Consider the following 19614-nt stretch of genomic DNA (forward strand, 5'->3'; position numbering starts at 1 on the left):
CTCGAAAGGGAACGGCACTCTGCTACTCCATCTTAATCTCCAGCAGCTCGTACTGGATGATTCCCATCGGGGCATTGACGCTGATGATGTCGCCCACCTTCTTGCCGATCAGCTCCTTGCCGAGCGGGCTCTCGTAGGAAATCTTGTTGTTCAGGACATCCGCCTCTGCCGGTCCGACCACTCTATATTCGATCTTCTCCGAGTACTCCACATCATTGAGGGTCACGACGCAGCCCACGCTGACAGTGCTGAGATCCATCGTGCTCTCGTCCACAATCTGCGCTTTGGTCAGCATTTTCTCCAGAATCATGATGCGGGTCTCCATGAAGGACTGGTCTTCCTTGGCAGAGTGATATTCGCTGTTCTCCTTCAGATCGCCGTAGCTGATCGCCAGCTTAAGCCGGGCTGCAAGCTCCTTACGCCCTACTTCCTTCAGCTCCCTAAGCTCTTCCTCCAGCTTGGCCAAGCCTTCCTTCGTCAAGAACACTTCTTCATTATTGGACATGTCGACAACTCCTATTTATGCCAGCTTTTCTTGTATTCTACCCCATTTCAGGCCGGGTTGTAAAAGATTTGCCCCGCAGCAGGAAGGTCAGCGGAATCGCCAGCAGGCCAATAACCGTAGCCAGCAGGAAAATATCCTGCACGCCCATCGTCATCCCCTGCGCCTGTACCAGGGAACCGGCAGCAGAGGCAGCTCCGTCCGCCAGCTCCTTCTGGTGAACAATGGACCGCGAAGCCAGCAGAGAGCTGAATACAGCGATCGACAACGCGCCTGTAGCCTGCCGCACCCAGTTGGTGACGGAGGAGGCGTGGCCCGTTATGTCCCGGGGCACAGCAGACATCCCGGCATTCGTAACCGGCATGAAGGCCAGGGCAATCCCGGCATTGCGCACAGCCATAAGCACAGCAACGCGGGTATGGGTCACCGCCAGCGTAATATGGGCAAGCTCCCAGGTGGAGACGCTCAGCAGCACGACCCCGCCGAGAATAAGCCAGAACGGGCCCACCCGCGGGTAGAGCCTGCCGACCACCGGCGACATGATTGCCATTACAATCGAGCCGGGCAGCAGCACCAGCGCCGTCATCAGCGGGGTGGACTGCTGGATATCCTGCAGGAATACCGGAATCAGGAAGGTGCCCGAGTACAGCGCAATAGTAATGATACAGTTAATAACCAGGCTGAAGGTGAACCGTTGCTGCCGGAACACCTTCAGGTTCAGCAGCGGCTCGCGCAGCGACAGCTCTCTGCGGATGAAGTAGGCCAGCGCCGCTGCCCCAACCAGCAGCAGGGACAGGGTTCTCCATGAGGTCCAGCCCCATGAACTCCCCTTGCTCCAGGACAGGATCAGGAGAGCGCTGCTCAGAATAACCGTCACGAAGCCCGGCAGGTCGAAGCTGCCCCTGCCCGTCTTCTGCCGCTGATACGGCAGGCATTTCAGCGCCACGGCGATGGCCGTGAGGCCGATCGGCAGGTTGATGAAGAACAGTGACTGCCAGCCGAAGTATCCGGTCAGCCAGCCGCCGAGCGTCGGCCCGAAGGCCGGGGCCAGCATGGAGGACAGGCTCCACAGGCTCATCGCGAAGGCCTGCTTCTCTTTGGCGATGAACTGGTAGATCATGGTCATCGTTGTCGGGATAATCAGCCCGCCGAAGACGCCCTGGATAATGCGGAAGATAATCAGCGAATGGATGCTCCAGGCCACGGTACATAATCCCGAGAACAGCGTGAAGCCTGACAACGCAGCGATATAGAGGTATTTATAGCTCCATTTGTCGCCGAAGTAACCGACTACCGGCGCAACGACCCCAGTCGCCAGCAGGTAGCCGGTAATCATCCATTGCACCGTGTCGATGCCGGCATGGAAATCCTTCAGGAAGACCGGAAAGGCCACGTTAATCGTTGTCGTACTAAGTATAGCCATGAAATTGCCGAAAAAGATGGCCAGAATAATAAGCCAAAATGACGTTTTTGCTGCGGGTTGATGGTTCAAATCTGCTCGCTCCTCTGCACTCCCACCCTGATGAAAAATTCGCTTTACGTCCATATAGGTGTATGATACAATCAATTTTAGTATATGTGTATTATACAACTATATGTGCGGAAGTCAATATGAAATGAGCTTCTGCGCGACTCAGGAAGGATTGAACCCGGCATGGCAGATCCGCAGAACGGCAAGAACCTCGACGCACTGAATCATGAATTAATCACACTAATCCGCCACGGTTCGCTGGACAGGAAGCACGGCGGGCTGGACCGCTCCTCATATACGCTGCTCCATCATCTGGCGAATCACGGCAAGGTAGGCGTGAAGGCGCTCGCCGTAGCCCTGGGGCTGGATACCTCGACCATCAGCAGACAGACAAGCGTGCTTATGGCGAATAACTATGTCGTCCGGGTGCCTGATCCGCAGGACGGACGCTCCAGCTTTTTCGAGATCACGGCGCTGGGGTCCGAGAAGCTCGCCGAGGCCCGGCAGATCCGGCTGGAGCGCTACGGACAGATCTTCGAGGACTGGTCCGCCGCCGACTGCCAGACGTTCAGCGGCCTGCTGGCCCGGCTCAACCGCAAGCTCCAGCGCAAGGAGGAGTAAGGGGCTGCAGGAGCGCGCTTGGCGCGTTGCGGACATAATAGTCTGCGGGCGCAATGTGATCGGTTTTTCGATTACGTCCGGTCCGCGCGCCTCAGCAACGCCCAATGTGTTCGGTTTTTCACATACATTTGACTCTCGCGCCTCAGCAACGCCCAATGTGTTCGGTTTTTCGCATACATTCGGTCCGCGCGCCTCAGCCAAGCCTAATGTATTCGGTTTTTCGCATACATTCGGTCCGCTCGCCTCAGCCAAGCCTAATGTGTTCGGTTTTTCGCATACATTCGGCTCTCGCGCCTCAGCCCAGCCTAATGTGTTCGGTTTTTCGCATACATTCGGTCCGCGCGCCTCAGCCAAGCCTAATGTGTTCGGTTTTTCACATACATTTGACTCTCGCGCCTCAGCAACGCCCAATGTGTTCGGTTTTTCGCATACATTCGGCTCTCGCGCCTCAGCCCAGCCTAATGTGTTCGGTTTTTCGCATACATTTGACTCTCGCGCCTCAGCCAAGCCTAATGTGTTCGGTTTTTCGATAACGTCCGGTCCGCGCGCCTCAGCAACGCCCAATGTATTCGGTTTTTCGATTACATTCGGCCCGCGCGCCTCAGCAACGCCCAATGTGTTCGGTTTTTCGCATACATTTGACTCTCGCGCCTCAGCCAAGCCCAATGTGTTCGGTTTTTCGCATACATTCGGTTCGCACGCCTCAGCCAAGCCTAATGTGTTCGGTTTTCCGCATACATTCGGTCCACACCCCTCCCCGTCCGCACAACAGCAAAAAAAGAGACTGCTTCTCCAGCAGTCCCCTTCTTCACCCTATCCCTATTCAGGCAGATGCTCTGAACAGAACTGAAACAGCTCCGCTTCCTCATCTTCCTCCAGCTCAAAATCCAGAAGCTCGCCGGACAAGCTGTCCTGCAAATCGTAATTCACAATGCTGGTCTGCCCGTTCTCCACCTTAACGATGGCGCGGACAGAGACGCCGTTCTCGGTGTACAGCTCATCCTCCTCCGGCACATCCAGCTTGATGACGAACTCATAGCGTTGTCCGCTGAGGATGCCAAACGGATCTTTGACCTGCTCCGCGGTATAGCTTGTAACTGTCAGCACTTCACATTCCTCTTTTCTCAGATCGCTGCCACTTGCTGTTACTTATTGTACCACTTATCCCACGACTGCGCTGCCGGCACTCTCTGCCTGGCCCTTGGCCTTCTTGATCTGCTTGCTGCGCAGCTGTCCGCAGGCGGCATCAATATCAACTCCCTGCTCCAGCCGGGTGCTGACGCTGATCCCCTGCTTCTTGAGCGTGTCGAAGAAGGCGCGTACCGACTCCCGCTCACTCCGCTGATACTGGCTGTGCTCATCCACCGGGTTATACGGGATCAGGTTCACATTGGCCAGCGAACGCCGCTCCCCGATTAACTCAGCCAGCTCCAGGGCATGCTCCTCGCGGTCATTGATATCCTTCAGCAAAATATACTCCAGCGTAATTCTCCGGTTCGTCTTCTCCAGGTAATAGTCAATGGCCGGCATTAGCTTCTCTATAGGAATGGCGCGGTTAATCATCATAATCTGCGTCCGCAGCTCATTATTAGGCGCATGTAAAGAGATCGCCAGATTCACCTGCATGTTGGCATCGGCAAATTCTCTAATCTTGTCAGCCAGGCCGCTGGTGGATACGGTGATGCCTTTACCGGCGATGGCCAGACCCTTGTGATCCTTGATCGTCGTCAGGAAATTCAGCAGGTTCGCGAAATTATCGAACGGCTCGCCAATCCCCATCACCACAACGTGGCTGACCCGCTGGCCCTGACCGGCCTGATCCAGATAGAGCTGGACCTTCATAATCTGCTCCACAATCTCGCCGCTGGTGAGATCCCGGCTCTTCTTCAGCAGCCCGCTTGCGCAGAAGCTGCAGCCGATGTTACAGCCGACCTGGGTGGTGACGCATACGGACAGGCCGTACTTTTGGCGCATCAGCACCGTCTCGATCAGATTCCCGTCATATAATCGGAACAGGAATTTCACCGTACCGTCCGACGACTCCTGCCGCACATGCTCCTCCATGGTCTGGAACACGTAGTGCTCCTCCAGCAGCTGCAAGCAGCCGGGATTCATTCCTTCCATATCGGCGAAACGGGTAACCCGCTTGCGGTATAACCATTCCCAGACAGCAGAGGCGCGGGACTTCTTGTGCCCATGCTCCAGCAGCCAGGCGGTGAGCTGTTCTAAGGTCAATCCATAAATGGATGTTTTATTCATTAGATATCCTCTTTTCAATACACTATAATCCGCTTTGCAAAGTTCAACCAACAATAACTTATTGTCTCAAATTTCGTTTATTAAAACAAGAGGGAACACACGGAATACAACATTTGCTGCTACAAAAAAACGCAGTCCGCAGGGACCACGCTCTTCATGACATTATTTATAGAATACTTTGTCCACATTGTATTTCGCTCTCAGCTTGTTCACAATGTACGTCTCATAAATCTCCCGGTCCACCGGATCTTCCACGACGCAGACCTCGATCCGGGTCACCTCGTCACGGTGCGGCTTCATCACGGACACATTGTCCTCAAAATGCTTCTTGATCCGCGGTCTCAGCTTGCGCGCCTTGCCTACAAACAGCAGCTCGTCCCGGTCATTGTAGAACATGAAGATGCCGCCGGCCTCGCGGGTAATCAGGTGAAAATCGGTGAATCCGTAAATATGGCTGAGCACCGGGTCGGCCTGCTTGTGAATCGTAACATCCGGTGCCGGTATCGTAATGCTGATCATTAATTTCACTTCCTCATGGGATATAGACATAAATAGTAACACAGATTGGCATTGGTGACTATTGGTATAAGCCGGACGTTCCCCGGACAGGGCCGGGTTACCGCTGCTGCGGCGTCAGCTCCGGCAGGTCCAGCGCCAGCGCCATATTGCCGAGCATCACGTCCGCCATGAAAATACTCAGCTTCACCTCAGGACGGGCGAATCCGGCCGCCGTGAATTTGCCCTCCATCAGGCGGGTGAACTCCAGCATTCGCACCTGCACCACCTGACGGATCGCTGCTTCCCGGATACTAGCGGCCTGCATCTGCAGAATCACCTCATCCGCATGGGTCCGGGTGAATTCCTTATATAGCTGAAGGGCTTTGTCCAGCAGCTTCTTCTTCGGTGCCTTAAGGCCGGAGAAGAAGCTTAGCAGCCGGTCAAACGCAAGCATGAGCGCAGCGGTGAACAGCTCCTCCTTATTCTTGAACAGCTTGAAGATGTAGGGCTGGGATATTCCCACCCGCGCCGCCACCTGCGCCGTGGTAGCCCGGTAGTAGCCATGCTCTGCAAAAACCGCCACAGCCGCCTCCACCACCTGATCTCTTCGGCTCGCAGCGGAGTCATCCTCCCCTTGGCGGGAGATGCCGGATTTCTTGCTCATATAAGCCCTCCCTCTATATCAGGATCTTAGGGGGAGTATACCCCAATTCCTTCCAGAGAATCAATCGGGCGAATGAAAAGGACAGCCCCGCATTTGCCCGGTGTCCTCCGGCCCGGTCTGCACCGCCGTCTTCCGGTATACAAACCGCGGGCTGAGCGGCAGCTCCCGCAGCTTGTTGTCGTTCCAGATCGGGGTGGAGGAAGGCGACATCGGCGGGATCAGCCAGCCCCATTTGCCGGAGGCCTCACGTCCCTGCCGCTTCTCCTGCTGCTGGAAGCGGACGAACTGCTCGGCGGCCGTATGGTGATCCACAATGCTGACCCCGGCCTGCTTGAACGAATGCAGCACGGCCCGGTTCAGCTCCAGCAGCGCCCGGTCCTTCCACAGTGTGGTGTTGGTCGAACGGTCCAGGCCCAGCAGGTCGGCAACGGCGGGCAGGCGGTTATAACGGTCCGTATCGCCGAAATTCCGCGAGCCGATCTCCGTCTCCATGTACCAGCCGTTGAACGGGGCTGCCGGGTACGTTATGCCGCCGATCTCCAGGCACATATCCGAGACGATCGGCACCGGATACCAGCGCAGGCCCAGCTCCGGGAAGCGGCTGATCTCCGGATGGCTGAGCGGAACCTCGCGCACCAGCCCCGGCGGCAGCGGGAACCAGCGCGGTCCCTCCGCGCCAACGCTGATGACCAGCGGCAGCAGATCGAAGTCGCCGCCGCTGCCCTGCCAGCCCAGCTTCAGGCAGAGTGCGGTGAAATCATCCGAGGCCGGATCACCGGCCCGCGGATGCTCACTGTCTCCGGGATAGCCTGCATAGCGGATAAGCTGATGATTCCAGATGCGGATAGCCCGCTCAGGGTCCTCTCCGCTGCGGAATACCGTAATCACCGGGCGTATCCGTCCGCCGTTGTATGCGTGCTTCACATGATGCAGCAGCGCCTCGGCCACCTCCTCGGCGGTTCCGGCTTCACGCGCGTCGATTACCTCAAGGGAGTGCCAGAACAGCCTGCCGATACAGCGGCTGTTATGGCGCCAGGCCATCCGCGCCCCATGGGTCAGCTCCTCCGCCGTATGGACATATGTACCGGTCAGCCGGATCTCTTCACGCACTCCGGCAAGACGCTGCTCCCGCTCAGCCTCCGTCTTCTCCATCTCCTGATAACACGCTGTGATGAAGGCTTCGGCTTGGCTGGTCCGCTCCAGGGTGCGCTCACTTTGCAGTTGATGTGTTGTATTCATAGTCATCCTTCCAGTTCAGCCAGTCTGGCCATAATTCTCCGCTTGCGGTAGAGCATCCGCGCAGCCTCCGTGACCTCCGCCAGTGCCTTCCGGTTGTTGTAAGCGCCGAAGAACATTCCGGCCACGGGGACCAGCTGGAACAGCTTTTTCCAGCCCCAGTTATCGCGGTAGACGGTCACGACCTCTCTCCAGCCCTGAATCCGGGAGATTGCCTCATTCGTACCGGCTGCGATGTTGCCGTCCCCGCCGGCCTGCAGATTCAGGTCCTTCAGCACCGTGCGCTTGCCGACGATGTCGGAGGAGGCGAACTGCATGACTTTTACCGTGAAAATACGCTCCGTCTTGTCCGTGGGATCATAGCCGTAGCAGAGGCCGATCTCCTGGATCGCCTTCAGGGAGAGGCCCAGCACAGCGGGAATATCGGCGGCAAGGGTGAAGATTCCGCCGAAGCCCGTCGTCGCGCCTTGAGCGGTCGCGGCATTCCGGCTGGTCTCCGCAAGCCTGAGCGCTGCTGCATCCATTACCGCCAGCGGGTAAGGCCCGCTATCCGTGCCGCCAGCCGCCCGGCTGGTCTCCTCCATCAGCTTGCCCACCTTGCGGCCGGCCACCAGATAGTTGCCGCCATTCTGAATGTAGCTGCCCAGCTCATCAAGCAATTGGCCAATTTTCTCATGGATGAACTTCGGAGTGACCTTATCGAGCAGCTTGAACGGCAGGCGGGCGATCCGGTCCCAGATCATCAGCTTGTTCTGCTCCTTCTCCCATTTGGCTATGTCGGCCAGCGCGGCCCGCAGCAGCTCCGGTGACTCCAGCGGATTCCCTGAACCGGCGGTTTCTGTATCCTGCATATTTAATTCCCCTCCCATGAATCATCTCGCTTCAGCTTGTCTGCTTCTTAGATACCTTATAACCTGATTCCCTTCAAATGATTGCACAGGTCAACCGTAATTTTCAAGCACGCGCAAACAGGCATTCCCGGCTCCTTCCCCGGAAATGCCTAACCTTCGCTTAATGCCGTCTGATGCTTAGTCCTGCGCTGTGCCTCCAGGGACATCCAGCGACGCCAATCTGCGCTTCTCCTCCTCCAGCCTCTCTTCGGCCAAGTCTACCCCGCGCCCGCCGACAGAGCCCTCCGGGGCGTGACGGACCGCCTCTTCGGCATGAGTCAGGCTGTTCTCCGCCTGTTCGATCATGTCTTCCGTGGGGTGGCTAAGCGCCTGGGTGACGGAATTGTGCAGCCGGGTTACTGCATCCTGTGCCTGATCCACCGTGCTGTTGGTCCGCTGACTGGATTCATAGTGCTTCATAAGATCATATCCACCCTTCTTCACTCTCAATTTCCATTCCTCTCTAGGATGGATTGGGGGCTGTGTTCTTATGCATTACAGAATGGCAGGATAGCAGAACGGCGGAATGGCGGAATGGCAGAACACAGAACAGATGGCAGGACTATTGGATGCCGCCCTGCTAGATCAGGAACATGGCGGTAATGGTCATCGCCGCCAGACCGAGCAGGACCGGCTTCAGATTGCGCCGGGCCAGCTCGAACGGGCTGACGCCGCAGATGGCGGCAGCGGGAATGAGCGCCCACGGGATCAGGGTGCCGCCGCCGACCCAGATGGCGGCCACCTGCCCCAGGGCGGTCAGCGTCGCCGCGCCGGAATGGATCGCGGCGGCGAACAGCCCGGCAATCGAGCCGGCCAGCGAGATGCCGGAGAAGCCGGAGCCGTCCAGCCCGGTGATCGCACCGATCACCGTGAGCGTTATGGCGGAGGCTGCGCCGTTCAGCGGCACGTGATGCGCCAGGGCAACGCCCAGGTCGTTCACGATGCCGTGCGAGCCGTCCGGCAGCACCTGGCCGAACAGCTCGCTGAACGCCGAGTCGCCTAAGTAGAAGAAGGCGGCGATCGGGATCACGGGTCCGAAGACCTTGAAGCCGAAGGTGAAGCCTTCGATGAGATACGCCGTGATCTTCTCCAGCCCCTGGCCCTGGCCGCGGTGGGCCAGCAGCGTGATTACAATCAGGATCAGCACGGCGGTTCCTCCGACCAGTGCAGTGGCATCCCCGCCTTGCAGATGCAGCACGAACATGCCGATGACGTCCAGCAGGAAGAGCAGCGGGATGGCAACCGCCAGCCCCCGGCGGAGGCCGTCGCTCATGATCGCCTGCCCGTCATCGTCCTCCCCGGCGGCAGACTGCACCTTCTCCGCCCCCGGCGAGACCAGTCCGTCCCGCCAGGTGCCGTTCTTCTGGTCTCGGCGCATCATCCAGAAGGCGGTCACGGTGGTGACCACGCCCATCACCACCACCAGCGGGATGCTGGCCTCCATCACGCTGGACACCGGAAGACCGGCGGCATCCGCCGTCAGCTTCGGCGCGCCTTGAATAATATAATCGCCGGACAGGGCGATTCCGTGCCCGAACAGATTCATCGCCATTGCCGCACCGAGGGCAGGCAGGCCGACCCGGACCGCCACCGGCAGCAGCACCGCCCCGACCAGCGCCACGGCAGGCGAAGGCCAGAAGAAGAATGAGGTGACCATCATAATCAGTCCGATTCCCCAATAGGCCATCGCCGGTGTGCGCAGGAACCGGGTGAGCGGGGCAACCATCGTCTCATTGATGCCCGTTATAATCAGAATCCGGCTCATCGCCACGATAATGGAGATGATCATAATCGTCCCGAGCAGCTCCCGGGTGGCATATACGAAGGCATTGAAGATGCCCGACACCGACCCGCTTAGTGTAGCCGTTGCCAGCAGCCCCAGCGCCAGAATTCCGGTCACGCAGATCATCGTCGTATCCCGCCGCCGGATCAGCAATGCCAGAATGAACACAATAAACACCAGATACACCCAATGAATCGCAGTAAGCTGGATACCCATACCAATGCGCCCCCTTTCCACTTACAAATAGCAAGCAGGTGCTATATGCTATGCGGGAGGATAGGCTATTGTTCGCGGGGCAGTCTTCCATTTGCAATCACGAAGCAAAAAAAGACCCCCGTCTCCACACCACATGGATTCGGGGATCAATATTGGATTACTGCCTGTACTGCCGGCTACAGAGGCCTGCCTGATCTGCGCGCCCGCAGGAATGCGAGCTGCTGCAGCCTGTCCTGAGCGTGGCTGCGGCTCTGCATGTCCGGCGGCCCGGCCATCAGCTGCCCTCTGCCTTGTCCTGCTTCCGCTAAGGAATCAGCTGAGGGAAAGGTGCAGGTCCCGTCCCTGTGAACGACCAGACCGGGATAGCCCGTTATGTATTCCCTGCGCACATATTCATCGAGGTAACCGTAGATCCTGTGCTGCAGCACAGGATCTTTGCTCATCTGCTGCAGAATATTCGGGGCAATCACAAGCTCCCGCTGGATGCCCGGGCCTTCCGGGCCGGTCCGGGCAGTTTGTCCGCTGTTGCCTCCGTGAGGGGAGACTGCCGTAATCCGTACGGTCAAGCCGTACTTCTGTCTGATTCTCCGTGCCTGATCTTCGATTGCGGCAGCGACTGCTGCCAGCGTCTCCGGGAAGCTGAATACCGATGACTCCGCAGCGCCGGAGCTTGCCTGCTGCGGCGCGCGGGTCAACGAGGCTGCCCGGATTCGTGAAACGGGAATAACCATCGGACGTTCCTCTTCTCGCGTATAAAGTTCAGGACAACTCTTTTATCGGCGGAGAGAGGAGCATTGCTTATATTGGCCTTACATTTAACTACTTCTTGGCAAGCGCGCCCGCAGCCGCATCCTCGCCGCCCAGCCGCCCGGAGGTGAAGGAGTACCCCAGTCCGACGCCGTTGCCTACATACGTATCATTGAACAGCACACCTTCGGATTCCACGCCTACAGCATACAGTCCCTGAATCGGCACCCGCTTATCGTTCAGCACCTGGAACTTCGTATTCACCAGCAGGCCGCCCACCGAACAGAGGTTGTTGACTTCAGCAATCACTGCATAATACGGGCCGGTGCTGCCCATCGGAACCAGGTATTCCTTCGCTTTACCGAATTCTGTATCCGTACCGGTCTTCACCGCTTCCTCATAGAGCTTGAAATCAGCAGCGAATACCGCAGGGTCCATCCCTGCATTCTTCGCCAGCTCCTCGATTGTATTGCCCTTGTAGCCGTCGCCGTTCGCAACCATCGATTCGAAGACCTTATCGGCATCCTTCCAAGGCTGGTCGAGCTTGAACTTGTCTTTGTAAGAAGCATAGAACTCCGGCGGCATCCCCGGCAGCTTCGGCGCCTGCAGTCCCTTCATGCCTTTGGTCTTGAGGGCCTCAATCTGTGACTGCGAGACAATGACCAGATGATAAGCTCCGTTAAAAGCGCTGGTATTCGCCGCCGCAACCGCCGTCAACGTCGCCGCCTCATCCCGGAATCTCGCGCCCGAAGGGCCGACATTCATCAGCGTTGGCAGATAGGAGAGCATCACAGGATAGCTGGCTTCGAACGGCTCATACTGTGCCTTCAGCTTGTCGGTAGCCCGGGCCAGCGTCTGGTGAAGCATCTGTCCGCCGAAGTTGTCCGGCACCTTCGCGCCGATCTCCCAGGACATCTTCAGCCCTTCGCCGATGTTCTGCCCCAGCCCGCCGTTAACGCCTTCGAAGCCGAAGGCCTCCTTGACCATCTCTTTGTTCCCGGCATAGCCTCCGGTCGCCATTACAACGCTTTTACCGGAAATTTCGAGGGTGGTTCCGTCAGACTTCTTGGCGACCACTCCCGTAACTTCCCCATTCGTGCCTGTCATCAGCTTCTGTGCGGTCGCTTCCGTGATCACCTGTCCGCCGTTCTTCTCCACCGAGTCTGCAAGCATCTTGCGCAGCAGCTCCTGGCGGGTCTCGTAAGGAGGCAGCATATGCAGCTGTTCTCCGGCGAAGTTGAGGAAGGTGGTGGTGTAGCCTTTGCCGGTCAGCCAGTCATAGGTCTCGCCCGACTTCGTGACGTACTGGCGGATGGCCGCCGCATCGACTCTCCAGTGGTTGTTCACGATCCAGTCGGCGATCTCCTTCTCGACCTCCACTTTAAGCCCGCTGCTTACTGCGGCTGAGGAGTTGTAGAATTTGCCCGCCCAGGACAGGTTGCTCGCTCCGCCGATCGTGGCTGTTTTCTCAATCAGAATGACCTTGGCTCCTTTATCCGCTGCCGAGACCGCTGCCGACACCCCGGATGCACCCGCGCCTACCACCACTACATCGGCGGACAGCTGCTCGGTCTTGCCTTCTCCCGCCTTCACTACCGTCTTGGATTTAAAAGCCTCCACGTTGCCGCCCGCCTGCTTCAGCGCATCCTCCACCGCGGTCAGGATCGCCTTGCTGGACTCGGAAGCCCCGCTCACAGCATCAATATTCAGGGTCTGGCCGGCGATAATCTCTTCCTTCACCTTGTTGATCGCCTCCACCCCGATACCGGCCGTCTCATTCTGGCTGACCACCTGGATATCCGTGATGACCGACTTGTCGTCAAGCGTCACCTTCACCTGCACCTTACCGTCCTTGCCGTCCGCTTCCGCTGTATAGGTTCCAGCCTTGAAATCTGCCGGCACTGTACCTGTATCCGCCTGCTGCGCTGCTTCCGGCGAGGCCGAAGGCTGCTCCGTGGCTGCCGCTGTAGCCGCCGGAGCGGCGTTCTTGTTCCCGCTGCAGCCGCTGATAAGCGATAAGACCATGATCAGACATACAGTGAATATGAACATTTTTCGTGCTGCTTGCTTGTGCATGATTACTCCCCCTGTGATGTTAGTTGAACCCGTATCTCTATTGACAAAGCTGATGACTACGGCACAAGAGTAAACCTTGGTACTGGACCAAGGTCAATGAACGTAATGTGAAATTTTTCTCAAAGTGACTTAAGCCTGGCGCTCCTTCTCTACCGGAATGTGAATCTCCAGATAGGTCCGGCTGCCGTGATTCGTGTGCTCGGTGAACAGGATTTTGCCGCTGATTCTTCCGCTGATCCTGTACCCCTCTGCCTGCGCATAGTCCAGCATGAACCGGAAGGCTCCCGGTCCGAGACATTCCTCATGGCCGCTGACAATTACAGCCGAGATACAGGTCGCCGGCTCCAGGTACTCCACGTTGTCATCCAGGCCTACCTCCAGCTTCTGCTGATCCTCCGCCAGCAGGGCCAGGCCCCAGCTGTAATCCGGCTCCCCGGCTCCGCAAGCATCCCCCGCCTTCTCCATCCGGAAGGAATAGAAGGTGAACGGCAGCAGCTCCATCCAGGCCTGCACCGTGCTCCTGATGCTCTCTTTCTGCAGCAATTGGTTCCCCTGCGTCTGTTGAATCCGGTACATCGCCGGCACTTCCTTGATGCTGCACGTATAGAAGGCGCCGCTGATCTGTGCAAGCTCGGCATGAATCTCCCGGATCTTGCCCAGCAGCAGCGTGCTGCGCCGGATCTCCTCCTCCAGCTGCGCGCCCGCAGCGGCAATCGACTCCACCACCCGCCCGGACGGCGCTTCCTGAATCAATCCCGCCACATCCTGAAGCGGAATCTGCATGCTCCGGTACCATCTGCTGGATAACAGATTCCGCGCGTCCAGGTCGTTGAAATAACGGTAGTTGTTATGCTGATCCTTCATGGGCCGGACAATATCATGCTTCTCATATAAACGCAATGTATCTGCGGTCACCCCCAGAATGGACGCGAATTCCCCGATCGAATATTTCATCAGCAGCCCCCCAGCTTACTTGATCGTATTCTTGTCATGTAAGTAATGATAGATTGTTTGGCCGGGAGAGATTGTGGATTATGTCACATTGCTGCCTCGCGGGTGACTGCAGCATCGTTTATACTAATAGATACTGAAGCTTACGAACGGAGGCGGAGCCATGTCCGCGAATCTGACAGACAAGATTGCAGCGCTTCCTCTGACGCCCGGCGTGTACCTGATGAAGGACAGCCTGGGCCATATCATCTATGTCGGCAAGGCGAAGCAGCTCAGGAAGCGGGTGCAGTCTTATTTTTATAATAATAAGGGGCATTCGCCCAAGGTGAAGCAGCTTGTGAAGCATATCCGCGATCTCGACTACCGGCTGACCGATACGGAGCTGGAGGCCTTCATGCTGGAATGCCAGCTGATCAAAGAGCTGAAGCCGATGTATAACCGCAAAATGAAAAATCCGCTCGCCTACAGCTACATCTCCATCGTGGCTGCTGCGCCCTACCGGCAGATTGAGGTCGGCTATGAGCCGAATCCGGCGGCGGGCAGTCTGGTCTATGGCCCTTATACCAGCCGGAGTACGGTGGAACGGGCGGTGCTGGGCATCAAGGAATCGCAGCGGATTCTCTGCGGCAGCCCCCATTCGCGCGGCTCGCGTTGCCTGAACTACTCGCTGGGTCTATGTATGGGGATGTGCGGCGGCAGTGCGGAAGCCATAGCGCATTATGAGGCGGTCGTAGAGGAGATCATCTGTCTCTTGGAGGGCAGGGATAACAGGATTGTGCCCGGTCTGGAAGCCCGGATGGAGGAGGCTGCGCTGCGGTTCGACTTCGAGACCGCCGCCAAAATTCGCGACACCCTCGGAGCGGTCCGCTCGCTGCTGCAAAAGGAGCAGGTAATCGAATTCACCGGGGAGAACAAGAATATTATCGTACTGGAGCCGGTGGACGGGCAGTCGCACAAGCTGATCCTCATCAAGGGCAGCGTCATTCTCCACCGCACGCGGCTGGCCACGGAAGCGCTGCGTGAGGAGCAGCTCACCGGGACGATCGCTGCGGCCGCCCGGGAGGTCTTCCGCGGCAGCAGCCAGGCCGCAGCTGCGGAAGAGATCAGCCGCCACAAAATCGACGAGGCGCAGATCATCTACAGCTACCTGAAGAGCAGCTCCGGCCACTATCTGCTCGTCCCGCCGGAGTGGCTGGCGGATGAGGGCAGCGCGGAGCTGGAGGACGGGATTGGGGAATTGGTACAGTCTGCTGTGCTGGAGCTGTAGCTTCAATACACCGCCTGCGGCGCAAACTGCCCGGTGCCTTTTAACGTATAGTCGTAGAACTTAAGAATTAACTCATTCATCGTCTCAATGCAGTAATACTTATCGATATCCGCCTGCCCGTTCTGGAGGATATTCGCAAGGATCGGGGAGAACAGCGGCAGATCGGTCAGGCTTAAGTGCTTGGCTCCCTGAAAATGAACGGTATACGCATCCTTGAAGTTCGGATTTTCCGTGTTATTCGCTGCGTAAGCCGAGTTCTTTCCGAGCTGTCTCCACACATCGTCCGTATATATGTTCAGCAGCGGAACGCGGTAGGGCTGATCTTTGGCCGCCAGATCATTCATCTTCCGGTCATACACCAGCTCGGTGAAGAACGGGGCATCCAGATTCACAACAGCATCTACATCGCTGCGCTCCCGGCCAAGCGCCACACCTGCCGCACCGCCCATCGAGTGGCCGATTACGCCAATATGCTCCGTATCAATCAGCCGGTACACGGGGTTCTGGTTGCCTGCGGCTTTCTCCAGGATATGATCGATGACCAGATTCATATCGCCGGCCCGCAGCTTCATCCATTTACGCGTAAGGCCGTACAGCTCTTCCACGGTATACACCCCGTCTTTGTTGGAATCGTTAACCTCCCGCATATACTCTGCACTAATTGTAGTGATCTTCCCGTCCACGCCCTGTGTATAAAAGGAATGATAGGGATGATCGATGGATACCACAACATAGCCGTGACTGGCCAGCTCCGTGAAGGTGGAAGCGTTGCTCTCCCTGATGCCGAAGGCACCATGAGAAAAGACGATCAGCGGAAACTTGCCCTCCGCATGGCCCGGATACCAGAATTCCACATTCACCCTTCGGCGCTCCCCCGTATCTGTAAATTTCTCCACCCGGTTAGGGTCCGTATAGGTGTATACTGCCGTTCTGACCTCATACTCTCCGGTCACTTCAGGAGCGCGGTGCTGCGGGAACAGAATGGGCGGGATAAGTGCGATCAGCAGCGCCACAGCGGTTAGCATTATTTTCAATATTCGGATTGAACGCTTGGATCGTCTGCCGCCCGTCTTCTTGCGGATCAGATCCATTGAACCTTTCAGCGCAAAAATAAACAGCAATGCCGCCAGCAGCACCCAGCGGAAGCCCCACTCAATCACGGGGGACAGTGTGAATATGAGGAATAAGATAAACAGGGTGATTCTAATCCAGCTTATGAGCTTGATACGGCTATACATAGGGATTCTCCTTTTCGCGTTAATTCATGAACTCATCATAAAAAACGGCGAAAAGGCTGTATACCGATTTACGGTAAGCTGTAGCTACAGCGCAATAAGATGCAAAAATAACCCCGCTAGGCGGGGGGCTTACTCGCAGGTCTCCTGCTTCACCGCCTTCAGCCGCTCATTAATCTGCTCCGCTTCCTTCTTATCCTTCTCATAGGACAGCAGACGGACAATGGCATATACGATAGCAATCTGCAAGGCAAGCAGGAGTGCAGCGGACACACTGGCTACAACTCCGATCAGGCTGGCAAGGGCGATCAACAGAAGCTCCAGCAGGAGAAAATGAATACCGATTCTAACACGCATCGCCTGCTCGCTTACCCCGTCAGGAGCGTACAACATCAAGCCTGTCAATGCACCAAGCAGGGAGAAGCCCATAATCGTATAGATGGACATCAGATCAAAGGCGAGTTCCGGCATGTAAATCTGCCGCAGCACCGTAATGATTATGATAATGGATGCGAAGATAACCAGAAAATCGCGGATGATGTCTTTGGCAACCTCAGAACGCTTCATGCTGTAATCCCCCTTTATAATCCAAGTCTTTGTTTCAGTACGGGCACATACTGTCTTGAAATGACTACACGTTCCCCGTTATCCAGCAGTGCTGTGAACCGGCCGCTGAGGGAGGGGCGCACGCTCTCGATCTTGGCGATATTCAGAATCGTGGATTTGGAGGCGCGAAAACAGTTCTTGTCTCTGCACAGCTCCTCCAGCTCATACAGCTTCTGCTTCACTTCATACACCTGGTTCTCGCTGTAGACGAATACTTTGCCGTCCACGGCCTCGAAATAGTAGACGTTACTGAGCTTGATGCGGCTGACCTGCTCTTCCTGAACTCCCAGGAGGACAAGGGTCTCTGCCTTAAGCTTATGTACAATCTCACTGATCTCTTCAGTGGTTTCATAACATCTGATGATGATTTCCTCTTGCTGTTCCCTGCTGATGTGCTCGATGGATATTCGGATAGGATCACCTGCGATAATTCAGATTTGAAGGTCTGTACCTAGTTCATGTTCATGATAAGGGAATGGCTCTTACGCGGCAAGCAGACCGCCACGCAAAAGGCTGTCCTCCGGTTGGAGCGGTCGGACAGCCTTTTAAACAGATAGCCAGGATTATTGTGCCTGACAGTCTTTACTTGTGCTCATTTGCCTCCGCTGCGCCGAATGTGTTCGGTTTTTCAATTACATTCGGCCTACTCACCTCCCGCCGGCCCATTGTGATCGGTTTTTCGATTACATCCGGCTCACTCGCCTCCCACTGACCAATTGTGTTCGGTTTTTCGATTACATTCGGCCCACAAGCCCACGCAACGCCAAATGTATTCGGTTTTTCAATTACATCCGGCTCACTCGCCTCCCACTGACTAATTGTGTTCATTTTTTCGCACAAAAAAGGCCGCCCCCTTCCCGGTTGTCGAAACAACCGGTAAGGGACAGCCTCTCGCTCAGCCAGCAGCAATAGCCCTAGCGCATTAGCCCAGCAACGCGCGCACGCCTTCGCGGATCGGGGTCTGCGGGCGGTTCAGCAGCTTCGCCAGGTCGCCGCTCTCGATGTCCAGCGCGCCATCGCGGATGGCTCCCTGAATGGCTACGACGATCGGCAGCGCCGCTTCCGGTACGCCGGCCTCGCCCATAACCTTCGCGTAGGTGGCATCATCCACCTGCTGTACGGGTACCTCGCGGCCAAGAACCTCGCCGACTACGGCAGCCAGCTCCGCCTGAGTGAGCGGAGTGCCGGACAGCTCGTAGATGACGCTCTCACGGCTCTCGCCGGCCAGAACAGCGGCCGCCGCTTCAGCATAATCGCCGCGTGTAGCCCAGCCTACCTTACCGTCGCCCGCCGAGGTCAGCCATGGCGCGCCGGCCTTGGCAGCCTGGATGGAGCCGGCTTCGTTCTCCAGGTACCAGTTGTTGCGCAGGAAGGCATACGGAATGCCGGATTCACGGATGAACTCTTCCGTAGCGCGGTGTACCGGCGCCAGGAACAGGGAGCTGTTGTCGGCATCGCCCACACTCGTATAGACAATGAAGCCAACACCTGCGCGGACTGCGGCATCGACAGCCGCCTTATGCTGGCGGATGCGGGTCTCATTGTCGCCGTCAGCCGAGACGATCAGCAGGCGCTCCACTCCGGCAAAAGCGCTATCCAGCGTCTCCGGCTGATCGAAATCGCCATGGCGGACATCTACGCCGCGTGCTTTCAATGCTTCCGCCTTTTCCGGATTTCTGACACTGGCTACAATACTCTCAGCCGGTATTGTCTTCAGCAGAGTCTCTGCGACAATGGAACCAAATTGACCTGTTGCTCCTGTTAATCCAATCTTCATTCTTCATTCCTCCATTTGGGTTGTAGTATTTCAATTCCGGCTATCAAAGCTCACGTTGACAGCGGTAATCATCATTCATGTAACCATTGTAGTTACAAGTTGGCAGGATGTCAAATCAATTGTGCAAAATTCACCCAACCGTCTTGAAATAACGGTAGATCTGCTCCAGCTTCTTGCTCTGCTTCCCCTTCTTGCTCTCCATGCTGCCGAATTCGAAGAACTTCACCTTACGGATTCCGACGAAGTTGAACAACGCTTTGCGCATCAGTATTTTATGCGAATTACCCAGCCAGAGCAGCGGATAATGCGCCGGCCCCTTCATGCTTGAGATGCAGACGACCCGCTTCCCCTTAAGCAGTCCCTCCGGCAGCAGACCGCCCTTGTCCCGGTAGGCGAAGCCCGATGCGAACATCCGGTCAATGTAGCCCATCAGCATGGCGGGCGGTCTGCCCCACCAGATCGGATAGACCAGGACAATCTGATCTGCCCACAGCAGTTGCTCCCGGTACTCCGCCAGCTCCGGTTCACGGTACATATCGCGTCTGCGCCGATTCTCATTGAACACCAGCACCGGATCGAATCCGGCTTCGTACAAGTCCAGCACCTTGACTTCACCAATCTTGTCATTCTCCCTGCTGCCGCGCAGCACCTCCTGCAGGAAGGCATAGCTCAGGCTGTTATGGTTCGGATGAGTATAGATCACAAGTGTATTCATCAGTGGTATTCCCCTTTAGTTGTCATTTGATAACAAAAACATAGCACAGGCACAAAATACTTGTCAAATGATAATTGTTTTTTGATAATTAATCTGATAT

General features: G+C 56.7%; 22 protein-coding genes. 3 read left to right on the plus strand and 19 right to left on the minus strand.

Annotated elements, in window-relative coordinates:
- Positions 1-22 precede the first annotated feature (22 nt).
- Together greA and MHI24_RS14940 are read right to left on the minus strand one after the other, a co-directional pair.
- Positions 23-505, minus strand: coding sequence for a transcription elongation factor GreA (greA, locus tag MHI24_RS14935; protein WP_340026377.1), 483 nt, complete (start codon positions 503-505; stop codon positions 23-25).
- 37 nt (positions 506-542) lie between these two features.
- Positions 543-1994 carry an MDR family MFS transporter gene (locus tag MHI24_RS14940; RefSeq protein WP_340026378.1) on the minus strand — a complete coding sequence of 484 codons (1452 nt, stop codon included), beginning with the start codon at positions 1992-1994 and terminating at the stop codon, positions 543-545.
- A gap of 162 nt (positions 1995-2156) precedes the next feature.
- Here MHI24_RS14940 and MHI24_RS14945 point away from each other — a divergent pair, with 162 nt between their 5' ends.
- Together MHI24_RS14945 and MHI24_RS14950 are read left to right on the plus strand one after the other, a co-directional pair.
- On the plus strand, positions 2157-2594 hold the full coding sequence (locus tag MHI24_RS14945; protein WP_340026379.1) for a MarR family transcriptional regulator: 438 nt from the start codon (positions 2157-2159) through the stop codon (positions 2592-2594).
- 55 nt (positions 2595-2649) lie between these two features.
- The gene (locus MHI24_RS14950) at positions 2650-3444 is read left to right on the plus strand and encodes a hypothetical protein (RefSeq protein ID WP_340026380.1); all 795 of its coding nucleotides are present in this window, start codon (positions 2650-2652) and stop codon (positions 3442-3444) included.
- On the opposite strand, the gene MHI24_RS14955 is transcribed toward MHI24_RS14950, so the two are convergent.
- The 11 genes from MHI24_RS14955 to MHI24_RS15005 form a co-directional block, all read right to left on the minus strand.
- A complete protein-coding gene (locus tag MHI24_RS14955; RefSeq protein WP_340026381.1) occupies positions 3414-3701 on the minus strand; it encodes a DUF6509 family protein in 288 nt (95 codons plus the stop codon). The genes MHI24_RS14950 and MHI24_RS14955 overlap by 31 nt on opposite strands.
- Positions 3702-3755: 54 nt before the next feature.
- The gene (rlmN, locus tag MHI24_RS14960) at positions 3756-4853 is read right to left on the minus strand and encodes a 23S rRNA (adenine(2503)-C(2))-methyltransferase RlmN (RefSeq protein WP_340026382.1); all 1098 of its coding nucleotides are present in this window, start codon (positions 4851-4853) and stop codon (positions 3756-3758) included.
- Positions 4854-5015: 162 nt separating this feature from the next.
- Positions 5016-5372 carry a nucleotide excision repair endonuclease gene (locus MHI24_RS14965; protein ID WP_340026383.1) on the minus strand — a complete coding sequence of 119 codons (357 nt, stop codon included), beginning with the start codon at positions 5370-5372 and terminating at the stop codon, positions 5016-5018.
- 97 nt (positions 5373-5469) lie between these two features.
- A complete protein-coding gene (locus MHI24_RS14970) occupies positions 5470-6015 on the minus strand; it encodes a helix-turn-helix domain-containing protein (RefSeq protein WP_340026384.1) in 546 nt (181 codons plus the stop codon).
- A 60-nt stretch (positions 6016-6075) separates the two neighbouring features.
- Positions 6076-7254, minus strand: coding sequence for a nitric oxide synthase oxygenase (locus MHI24_RS14975; RefSeq protein ID WP_340026385.1), 1179 nt, complete (start codon positions 7252-7254; stop codon positions 6076-6078).
- Positions 7255-7256: 2 nt separating this feature from the next.
- Positions 7257-8102 carry an EcsC family protein gene (locus MHI24_RS14980; protein ID WP_340026386.1) on the minus strand — a complete coding sequence of 282 codons (846 nt, stop codon included), beginning with the start codon at positions 8100-8102 and terminating at the stop codon, positions 7257-7259.
- A 177-nt stretch (positions 8103-8279) separates the two neighbouring features.
- A complete protein-coding gene (locus MHI24_RS14985; protein WP_340026387.1) occupies positions 8280-8561 on the minus strand; it encodes a hypothetical protein in 282 nt (93 codons plus the stop codon).
- A 160-nt stretch (positions 8562-8721) separates the two neighbouring features.
- Positions 8722-10140 (minus strand): hypothetical protein, encoded by a 1419-nt coding sequence (locus tag MHI24_RS14990; protein WP_340026388.1) that lies wholly within the window; start codon positions 10138-10140, stop codon positions 8722-8724.
- 176 nt (positions 10141-10316) lie between these two features.
- Positions 10317-10871: a hypothetical protein gene (locus MHI24_RS14995; RefSeq protein WP_340026389.1), complete on the minus strand. Its 555-nt coding sequence runs from the start codon at positions 10869-10871 to the stop codon at positions 10317-10319.
- A gap of 88 nt (positions 10872-10959) precedes the next feature.
- On the minus strand, positions 10960-12963 hold the full coding sequence (locus MHI24_RS15000) for an FAD-dependent oxidoreductase (protein WP_340026390.1): 2004 nt from the start codon (positions 12961-12963) through the stop codon (positions 10960-10962).
- A 129-nt stretch (positions 12964-13092) separates the two neighbouring features.
- Positions 13093-13917: a MerR family transcriptional regulator gene (locus MHI24_RS15005; RefSeq protein ID WP_340026391.1), complete on the minus strand. Its 825-nt coding sequence runs from the start codon at positions 13915-13917 to the stop codon at positions 13093-13095.
- A gap of 160 nt (positions 13918-14077) precedes the next feature.
- On the opposite strand from MHI24_RS15005, the gene MHI24_RS15010 reads away from it, so the two are divergent.
- Positions 14078-15181 (plus strand): GIY-YIG nuclease family protein, encoded by a 1104-nt coding sequence (locus tag MHI24_RS15010; protein WP_340026392.1) that lies wholly within the window; start codon positions 14078-14080, stop codon positions 15179-15181.
- Positions 15182-15183: 2 nt separating this feature from the next.
- On the opposite strand, the gene MHI24_RS15015 is transcribed toward MHI24_RS15010, so the two are convergent.
- The 6 genes from MHI24_RS15015 to MHI24_RS15040 form a co-directional block, all read right to left on the minus strand.
- On the minus strand, positions 15184-16419 hold the full coding sequence (locus MHI24_RS15015; RefSeq protein WP_340026393.1) for an alpha/beta hydrolase: 1236 nt from the start codon (positions 16417-16419) through the stop codon (positions 15184-15186).
- A gap of 129 nt (positions 16420-16548) precedes the next feature.
- Positions 16549-16983, minus strand: coding sequence for a DUF3021 family protein (locus MHI24_RS15020; protein WP_340026394.1), 435 nt, complete (start codon positions 16981-16983; stop codon positions 16549-16551).
- Positions 16984-16997: 14 nt separating this feature from the next.
- Entirely contained in the window at positions 16998-17249 is a 252-nt protein-coding gene (locus MHI24_RS15025; RefSeq protein ID WP_340026395.1) for a LytTR family DNA-binding domain-containing protein, read from the minus strand.
- A gap of 355 nt (positions 17250-17604) precedes the next feature.
- On the minus strand, positions 17605-17862 hold the full coding sequence (locus tag MHI24_RS15030) for a hypothetical protein (RefSeq protein WP_340026396.1): 258 nt from the start codon (positions 17860-17862) through the stop codon (positions 17605-17607).
- An 82-nt stretch (positions 17863-17944) separates the two neighbouring features.
- Entirely contained in the window at positions 17945-18799 is an 855-nt protein-coding gene (locus tag MHI24_RS15035; RefSeq protein WP_340026397.1) for an SDR family oxidoreductase, read from the minus strand.
- A gap of 130 nt (positions 18800-18929) precedes the next feature.
- Positions 18930-19514, minus strand: coding sequence for an NAD(P)H-dependent oxidoreductase (locus MHI24_RS15040; protein WP_340026398.1), 585 nt, complete (start codon positions 19512-19514; stop codon positions 18930-18932).
- Positions 19515-19614 lie beyond the last annotated feature (100 nt).

Origin of the sequence: Paenibacillus sp. FSL K6-1096, assembly GCF_037977055.1 — a bacterium.
Lineage (GTDB): Bacteria > Bacillota > Bacilli > Paenibacillales > Paenibacillaceae > Paenibacillus_AQ.

Excerpts from the sequence above, each read along its gene's own strand:
- greA (WP_340026377.1), bottom strand. The coding sequence starts at position 505 with ATGTCCAATAATGAAGAAGTGTTCTTGACGAAGGAAGGCTTGGCCAAG.
- MHI24_RS14945 (WP_340026379.1), top strand. The coding sequence starts at position 2,157 with ATGGCAGATCCGCAGAACGGCAAGAACCTCGACGCACTGAATCATGAA.
- rlmN (WP_340026382.1), bottom strand. The coding sequence starts at position 4,853 with ATGAATAAAACATCCATTTATGGATTGACCTTAGAACAGCTCACCGCC.
- MHI24_RS14965 (WP_340026383.1), bottom strand. The coding sequence starts at position 5,372 with ATGATCAGCATTACGATACCGGCACCGGATGTTACGATTCACAAGCAG.
- MHI24_RS14970 (WP_340026384.1), bottom strand. The coding sequence starts at position 6,015 with ATGAGCAAGAAATCCGGCATCTCCCGCCAAGGGGAGGATGACTCCGCT.
- MHI24_RS14975 (WP_340026385.1), bottom strand. The coding sequence starts at position 7,254 with ATGAATACAACACATCAACTGCAAAGTGAGCGCACCCTGGAGCGGACC.
- MHI24_RS14980 (WP_340026386.1), bottom strand. The coding sequence starts at position 8,102 with ATGCAGGATACAGAAACCGCCGGTTCAGGGAATCCGCTGGAGTCACCG.
- MHI24_RS14985 (WP_340026387.1), bottom strand. The coding sequence starts at position 8,561 with ATGAAGCACTATGAATCCAGTCAGCGGACCAACAGCACGGTGGATCAG.
- MHI24_RS14990 (WP_340026388.1), bottom strand. The coding sequence starts at position 10,140 with ATGGGTATCCAGCTTACTGCGATTCATTGGGTGTATCTGGTGTTTATT.
- MHI24_RS14995 (WP_340026389.1), bottom strand. The coding sequence starts at position 10,871 with ATGGTTATTCCCGTTTCACGAATCCGGGCAGCCTCGTTGACCCGCGCG.
- MHI24_RS15000 (WP_340026390.1), bottom strand. The coding sequence starts at position 12,963 with ATGCACAAGCAAGCAGCACGAAAAATGTTCATATTCACTGTATGTCTG.
- MHI24_RS15005 (WP_340026391.1), bottom strand. The coding sequence starts at position 13,917 with ATGAAATATTCGATCGGGGAATTCGCGTCCATTCTGGGGGTGACCGCA.
- MHI24_RS15010 (WP_340026392.1), top strand. The coding sequence starts at position 14,078 with ATGTCCGCGAATCTGACAGACAAGATTGCAGCGCTTCCTCTGACGCCC.
- MHI24_RS15015 (WP_340026393.1), bottom strand. The coding sequence starts at position 16,419 with ATGTATAGCCGTATCAAGCTCATAAGCTGGATTAGAATCACCCTGTTT.
- MHI24_RS15020 (WP_340026394.1), bottom strand. The coding sequence starts at position 16,983 with ATGAAGCGTTCTGAGGTTGCCAAAGACATCATCCGCGATTTTCTGGTT.
- MHI24_RS15035 (WP_340026397.1), bottom strand. The coding sequence starts at position 18,799 with ATGAAGATTGGATTAACAGGAGCAACAGGTCAATTTGGTTCCATTGTC.
- MHI24_RS15040 (WP_340026398.1), bottom strand. The coding sequence starts at position 19,514 with ATGAATACACTTGTGATCTATACTCATCCGAACCATAACAGCCTGAGC.